Below are 6164 nucleotides of genomic sequence, written 5' to 3' on the forward strand. Positions count from 1 at the left end.
AATTAACATTGAACCAGCTAAGGTAGTAATAGCTGTTGCTCCCATATTAATCCAATAGGGGGCTCCCAATTCTTGGGCATTTAAAGAGAAAAAAGAGATGCGATAAATGATAAGGGACATGATGTACAAATAAAAAATACATCCTAATAAAAAAAGAAAAAGTGCCAAGAACAGTAAGAAATAATCGGGTTGATCATCCCCTTCAGTTAAGAAACTAATTAAACTTGATAAGGCTTGAATCGCAACTATAATAACAAGCCACGTGCCATTAATACCCTGATTAAGCGGTTTTTTGTTTTTGGTAACGGTAATGTTGAAAAAAAAACCGTAGCCAATAAATAACCAAGCTATGCTCGCCATTATTAGCAATATCCTAGCAGATGTTATATCTCCAGTGAGTAGTATACATTGATTGCCAACGATGCACAATGCTGCCACAATAGTGAAAAATCCTGGTCCTTTGAGGTAACTTGTAAAATCAGCAAAAACATCCTTAGGAAAGCGGATACAACGATATATAAAGATGCTTAATAGTCCCGCTAGAAAGACGATGTTTATATAAAATAAAACAAAGGATAACATAACAGATCCTGTTAAATGAAGTGCAATGGAAATGATTCCAGTGGCCATTACTATGGCAAAATAGGCAGGGAGTAGGTTCTTGATTTTTTGTTGAAGGATATTCATACCGAGTTCTTTACTTATCAAATATACATTATTTTCAATCTCGATAGAGTATAGTTATTATATGAATTTTTTATATAATTAATTTATAAGTCTACTACTCTCTGGTAAGATTGAAAGATAAAGAACTGGCTATTTTCCTTGATAAAGAATGATAAAAATCACTTTTGGTATAGTGCTATTAATTCGCGATGAATTTAGAATAATCGCTAGTACTCGGAGGATTCCTCTTTCCAAAATTGATCCTCCCATAGATCATTACTATCTAACTGGATTTCAGACCGTCGTTTTATTTCCTGTAGTTTTTCGGGGGTGACCGTTTGCCTTAATTTATGATAAAGGGTACGTTCTTCAAAACGTATTAAGGTAGCTAGTTCTTCTTCTAATAGGCTCAATACTTTTATGTCCTCACAACTACAGGTCAGTAACCTATCAATGCGTCTATGGTTGGCTAGTGCTCTTTTGACTCTAGCATTGTTTCCTAGTATTGGAAATATGTGCTGCTTTTCCAACTCAAAATGTGGATCAAGAAATTGAGCCCTAAACCAATCTACATAATTTCTTATTCGCTGTGTGTGTACTTTTTTAAGTAATCCTTTGCGAATTCTAAAGCACAGCGTAAGCGCTAATTCGTGTTCCAATTGTAACTGGTCAATGCTAGTAATGGTATTAATGTCTGCTGCCATGTTGAACGTTTTTAAAAATTCCATAGAATACAACAACAAAACTCCTACTTTCTTAACTGAAATTTTATGAGGCTGATCATACTTGGTTAGTGTAGAAATCCTTATATGCATTAAAACAGGTTATCTCCAACGCAGTTTGAGGATAAATGGGTAGCTTAATGTTGATTTTAATGGTATTTTTGATCTAAAATCAATCCAAACTTAATTATGGAATCAATTACAATTGCTCGAATTGTCCACGTGCTATCGGTGGTCATATGGATTGGAGGGGTCGCCATGGTAACTATGGTAGTGATCCCTGCAGTAAAGTGGATGGTTTCTAAAGAAAACAAGATTGAAACTTTTGAAAAAATAGAAGGACGATTTTCTCAAATTGCAAAGATTACCACCGTTTTAACTGGTATAAGCGGTTTTTACATCATGTATCAGATGGACGCTTGGGAACGGTACTTGGATGCTCGGTTTTGGTGGATTCATGCAATGACCGCTGTGTGGTTAATCTTTACCATTATTCTTTTTGTCCTTGAACCTTTCGTATTGCATAAAATCTTCAAAAACTATACTTCTAGAAAACCCGAACAAGCCTTTCGAATTATGCAACTGGCACATTGGGTTCTTCTCATTTTAAGCCTAGTTACAATAATTGGAGCGGTTGCTGGAAGTCATGGACTTTACTTCTTTTAAATAGTGCGAAATTCTGGTGACTTGTTTAAAATACCATGCTTTAGTTTTTAAAAGTTGGGTGTATTATCAAAAGATGTAGTATTTTAAAGGAAAAATTAAGTATTTCATAACAATGAGAGATTTGAATAATAAGCAATGGATATTGATTTATATCATAATGTCTATACTATTTATGGCCATCCATTATTCGCTAGATTTAAAACTATTTGACAATTGGAGGGGATATATTCCGTTTTTCAAAAAGCTTAGCATGAGTTTATTCTTAATCGCTATAATCTTTTTGATTAGTAAAATCATTGAAAGAGTTATTAACTCACAAGCGCAGACCGAGGGCGACCGTTATAATTTATTGCGAATTATTCGGTTTTTAGCCCTTATTTCGAGTCTCATTGTTGTGGCTTCTTTTATGTTCCAAAATCTTTATGCAGCAGCCGTTAGTTTTGGATTGATCTCCTTGGTACTAGGTTTTGCACTTCAGGCGCCTATTGCATCTTTCATTGCTTGGGTTTACCTAGTTTTCCGAAGAACCTATTTAGTTGGGGATCGCGTACAGATAAAGAGTTTTCGAGGAGATGTGATTGAAATTGGATATCTAGATACGACCATTTTGGAATGTAGTGGTGATTACCTGGAGAATGACCGTAAAAGCGGTAGAATTGTTAGATTTCCAAATAGTCTTGTACTGAAAGAGGAGGTGATAAATTATTCTGGTCCTGAAATTCCATTTATTTGGAATGAAACGCCACTTCAAGTTGCTTTTACTAGCGATCTACAGTTTGTCGAAGATTGTTTACTTGAGGCTTGTAATGAAGATTTTAAGCAACGGTATCCTCATTTGAGTGAAGCGGCTAGCCAACGATGGGTGGCATACGTTTATTTTAGAATAAATAAGTTTGCATGGATGGAGGCAGTCATTTCTTATCCAGTAGAACCAGAAGATACCACTGGCCGACGTAACCGTATTCTGCGAAGAGCATTACCGATGCTAAATGCGGCCCCTGAAAAGGTTAAATTCCCTGAAGGGAGTCTTAGGTAATAGATGCTTAGAAAGTAATAATTCGAGATATATACCAGTTTTGGATATACTTCTCGAATCATTACTAAATTTTTATTTAAGATATAAAAAGTTTGTTTGTAAATAAGATCTACGATGTGCTGTAAAGAAGATTCATTTCAATAATTGAACCTACATTATTTTTAAACGTAACCTGGAAGATCGATTTTTTCCATTTTTCCATTTTTCAACTTTCCTAGAACGATCACCTTTTTGTTCTTCTCATATTCTTTAATGGCGTGAACCAATTGCTGCTTGGTAGCTCTATGAATTTTTATCCCGTTCTTCTGATTTTTATTACAGATTTCTATATAATAACCGTCCCTCAATTTTGTGGGTCTTGTTGCTGGCCTTCCCATAATTTCATACTGATTTTTTGATATTTATATTTGGATTCGATAAACATAACCAAATGAATCAATATAACCGAATTTAAAGCATTGATATTTGCGGTTTTAAGGATATTTTAACCCTACAACGTTATAATGCTTCTTCGATTTTAAAGACAAGGCCATCTAGATCTGAATTTAATGGTATTTGACAAGCTAAACGGCTCTTATCTGTCGCGCTATCGATCACAGATAGTGTATGTTTTTCCTCCTCATCCATTTGTTCAGAAATATGACCTTCCAGAATTTGGATATGACAGGTTCCACACCACGCTCTGCCTTTACATTCTCCCCATTCTTGTAAATATTTATCGAAGAGAAGTTCCATGAGATTATGATATTCATTGGTCGTAAATTCTACATGGTATTTTTCTCCTAATTCATTAAAGTAGGTAAGATGATATATTTCCTTGGACATAACCTTTTAAATTAGCAGGCAATTAAGCTGGCTTTGATGAATAATAGTTCTCCATTTAAACCGCTGCGATTACTCGGGTATAATTTAACTAAAGCCCACCAATCTTCCTAACAATTCTAATTCGGCTTAATCTAAAAGAAATATACCATATTATATTCCCTTTAAAGGGTATCCATATTTACAGTTCCCATTAGGTTAAAACGTGCATAGGACGATCTGTTGCTTTGACAATTCCCTTGCGTATTACAAAATCCCCAAAACTCTCATTTTCTTCCCTTTCATTGGCGTATGAGGCAATCATTGGTGTTAATTCTGCAATAATATCCTCCTCTGATAACATTTCTTTGTAAAGGGTATTGAGTCGATCTCCATTGTGACTAGCTCCTAATCGAAGGTTATAACGGCCAATTGCACGACCTACAAAACCAATTTCTCCCAGAGATGACCTAGCGCAATTATTTGGACAACCAGTCATTCTAACATTAATCGCTTCTTGATCAAGCCCATTATCTTTCATTATAACGTCTAATTTGTCAATCAAAGAGGGCAGGTAACGTTCTGATTCCGCAAAAGCAAGTCCACAGGTACCTAATGCAACACAGGCCATGGAGTTTTTGCGAAGCCCAGTTAATTTACGATGGCCGGTAATTCCATTGGCTTTTAAAATGGTCTCAATTTTTTCCTTATCCTTTTCATCTACATTTCCGATTATAAGGTTTTGATTTCCAGTTAATCGAAAATCCCCAGTGTGGATTTCAGCGATTTCCTGTAAAGCCTTTTTCAACGTATGACCTTCTTCATTTTTCACCCTTCCATGTTCCACAAATAGCGTATAAAACCATTTTTCGTTAATTCCTTTCAGCCACCCATAGGTATCCCCATTGGATACAAATTTATAGGTCTTAGGACCTTCAAGTTCCCAGCCTAGTCTCGCATGGAGTTCGCTTACAAACCATTCCAAACCTCTATCGTCGATCGTATGCTTTAACCTGGATAATTTTCTATCTGATCTATTTCCATAATCTCTTTGTATTGATATGACAGTCTCTGCCACTTCAATAACTTTATCTTTGGTTGTAAAACCTATTACATCGGCAAGTCTTGGATAGGTGGATTTATTTCCAATAGTACTTCCAAGACCTCCGCCAACACAAATATTAAATCCTTTGAGTTTGCCGTCTTCTTCAATGGCTATAAAACCAAGATCATTCGCAAATACGTCAATATCATTCTTTGGAGGAATAGCAAGCCCTATCTTGAATTTACGTGGTAAATAGGTGTGGTGATATAACGGCTCAACATCTGCTGTACCAGCCACTTTTTCTTTGTTTAACCAAATTTCATGATATGCCGTGGTTTTGGGAAGAAAATGGTTGCTTATCTCACCCGCAAACTCATATACCTCTGCGTGAATAGGTGATTGATATGGATTGGGATTACACATCACATTTCTGTTGACATCCCCACAGGTGGCAAGGGTGGTTAATAGCACCTCATTCACTTTTTGAATAACAGGTTTTAAACCTCTTTTAAGTATCCCATGAAATTGGAATGACTGCCTAGTGGTTAATTTCAATGTACCATTGCCATATAGATCAGAGAGCTCATTTAATGCAAGCCATTGCTTCGGGGTCGTTATACCTCCAGCAGCCCTAACACGTACCATGAACTGATACAATGGCTCGAGCTTTTTCTGTTTCCTTTCACTTTCTTGATCCCTATCATGTTGTTGGTACGAACCGTGATATTTTATAAGCTTCACATCATCAGGATGTAACGCGCCAGTCAAAGGGTTTTTTAGACTTTCTTTGATGGTTCCTCGAAGGTAATCACTCTTGTTCTTTATATGTTCATCCTGAGATAAGTTCTCTTGAGCAAATTGTTTATCCATTACTATATTTTTTGGATGTCAGATCCTATGGTTAACATTAATAAATATCAGTCTGATATCGATTTGACAATTTAAGGTTTTTGACGTACGCTTCTGTTTTTTCAAGTGATAGACCTCCTTGTTGTTGAATGATTTGTTTTAATGCTGTTTCTACATCTTTGGCCATTCTAGAGGCATCGCCACAGACGTAAAAGTGAGCTCCTTTCTCCAGCCACTCGTACAACTCTTTACCATTTTCAATCATTCTATCTTGTACATATTGTTTGTGTGGTTGGTCTCTAGAGAATGCAACATCGGCTTTGGTCAATATTCCATCATTTAAATACTGTTGCCACTCAGTTTGGTAGAGAAAATCTGT

The 6164-nt window shown here is 36.0% G+C and carries 7 protein-coding genes and 1 pseudogene; 2 read left to right on the forward strand and 6 right to left on the reverse strand.

Features of this window, described 5'->3' with window-relative positions:
* Positions 1-687, reverse strand: a 687-nt coding sequence (locus VKY50_RS10415; protein WP_324301569.1) for a tellurite resistance/C4-dicarboxylate transporter family protein, incomplete at its 3' end; no start/stop codon positions are given.
* A 206-nt stretch (positions 688-893) separates the two neighbouring features.
* Positions 894-1370 (reverse strand): hemerythrin domain-containing protein, encoded by a 477-nt coding sequence (locus tag VKY50_RS10420; protein ID WP_324301571.1) that lies wholly within the window; start codon positions 1368-1370, stop codon positions 894-896.
* A gap of 207 nt (positions 1371-1577) precedes the next feature.
* On the opposite strand from VKY50_RS10420, the gene VKY50_RS10425 reads away from it, so the two are divergent.
* Positions 1578-2054 (forward strand): hypothetical protein, encoded by a 477-nt coding sequence (locus VKY50_RS10425; protein ID WP_324301573.1) that lies wholly within the window; start codon positions 1578-1580, stop codon positions 2052-2054.
* 250 nt (positions 2055-2304) lie between these two features.
* Positions 2305-3090 carry a mechanosensitive ion channel family protein gene (locus VKY50_RS10430; RefSeq protein WP_324301575.1) on the forward strand — a complete coding sequence of 262 codons (786 nt, stop codon included), beginning with the start codon at positions 2305-2307 and terminating at the stop codon, positions 3088-3090.
* A 161-nt stretch (positions 3091-3251) separates the two neighbouring features.
* On the opposite strand, the gene VKY50_RS10435 is transcribed toward VKY50_RS10430, so the two are convergent.
* The 4 genes and pseudogenes from VKY50_RS10435 to VKY50_RS10450 all read right to left on the reverse strand — a co-directional run.
* The gene (locus tag VKY50_RS10435) at positions 3252-3467 is read right to left on the reverse strand and encodes a hypothetical protein (protein ID WP_324301577.1); all 216 of its coding nucleotides are present in this window, start codon (positions 3465-3467) and stop codon (positions 3252-3254) included.
* A 121-nt stretch (positions 3468-3588) separates the two neighbouring features.
* Positions 3589-3915 carry a 2Fe-2S iron-sulfur cluster-binding protein gene (locus tag VKY50_RS10440; RefSeq protein WP_324301579.1) on the reverse strand — a complete coding sequence of 109 codons (327 nt, stop codon included), beginning with the start codon at positions 3913-3915 and terminating at the stop codon, positions 3589-3591.
* 190 nt (positions 3916-4105) lie between these two features.
* Positions 4106-5806, reverse strand: a complete 1701-nt coding sequence (cysI, locus tag VKY50_RS10445; RefSeq protein ID WP_324301581.1) for an assimilatory sulfite reductase (NADPH) hemoprotein subunit — start codon at positions 5804-5806, stop codon at positions 4106-4108.
* A gap of 37 nt (positions 5807-5843) precedes the next feature.
* A pseudogene (locus VKY50_RS10450) lies at positions 5844-6164 on the reverse strand (assimilatory sulfite reductase (NADPH) flavoprotein subunit); the annotation flags it as partial.

The sequence above is a fragment of the Galbibacter sp. genome, assembly GCF_035306585.1.
Taxonomy (GTDB): domain Bacteria; phylum Bacteroidota; class Bacteroidia; order Flavobacteriales; family Flavobacteriaceae; genus Galbibacter.

Excerpts from the sequence above, each read along its gene's own strand:
- VKY50_RS10420 (WP_324301571.1), bottom strand. The coding sequence starts at position 1,370 with ATGGCAGCAGACATTAATACCATTACTAGCATTGACCAGTTACAATTG.
- VKY50_RS10425 (WP_324301573.1), top strand. The coding sequence starts at position 1,578 with ATGGAATCAATTACAATTGCTCGAATTGTCCACGTGCTATCGGTGGTC.
- VKY50_RS10430 (WP_324301575.1), top strand. The coding sequence starts at position 2,305 with ATGAGTTTATTCTTAATCGCTATAATCTTTTTGATTAGTAAAATCATT.
- VKY50_RS10435 (WP_324301577.1), bottom strand. The coding sequence starts at position 3,467 with ATGGGAAGGCCAGCAACAAGACCCACAAAATTGAGGGACGGTTATTAT.
- VKY50_RS10440 (WP_324301579.1), bottom strand. The coding sequence starts at position 3,915 with ATGTCCAAGGAAATATATCATCTTACCTACTTTAATGAATTAGGAGAA.
- cysI (WP_324301581.1), bottom strand. The coding sequence starts at position 5,806 with ATGGATAAACAATTTGCTCAAGAGAACTTATCTCAGGATGAACATATA.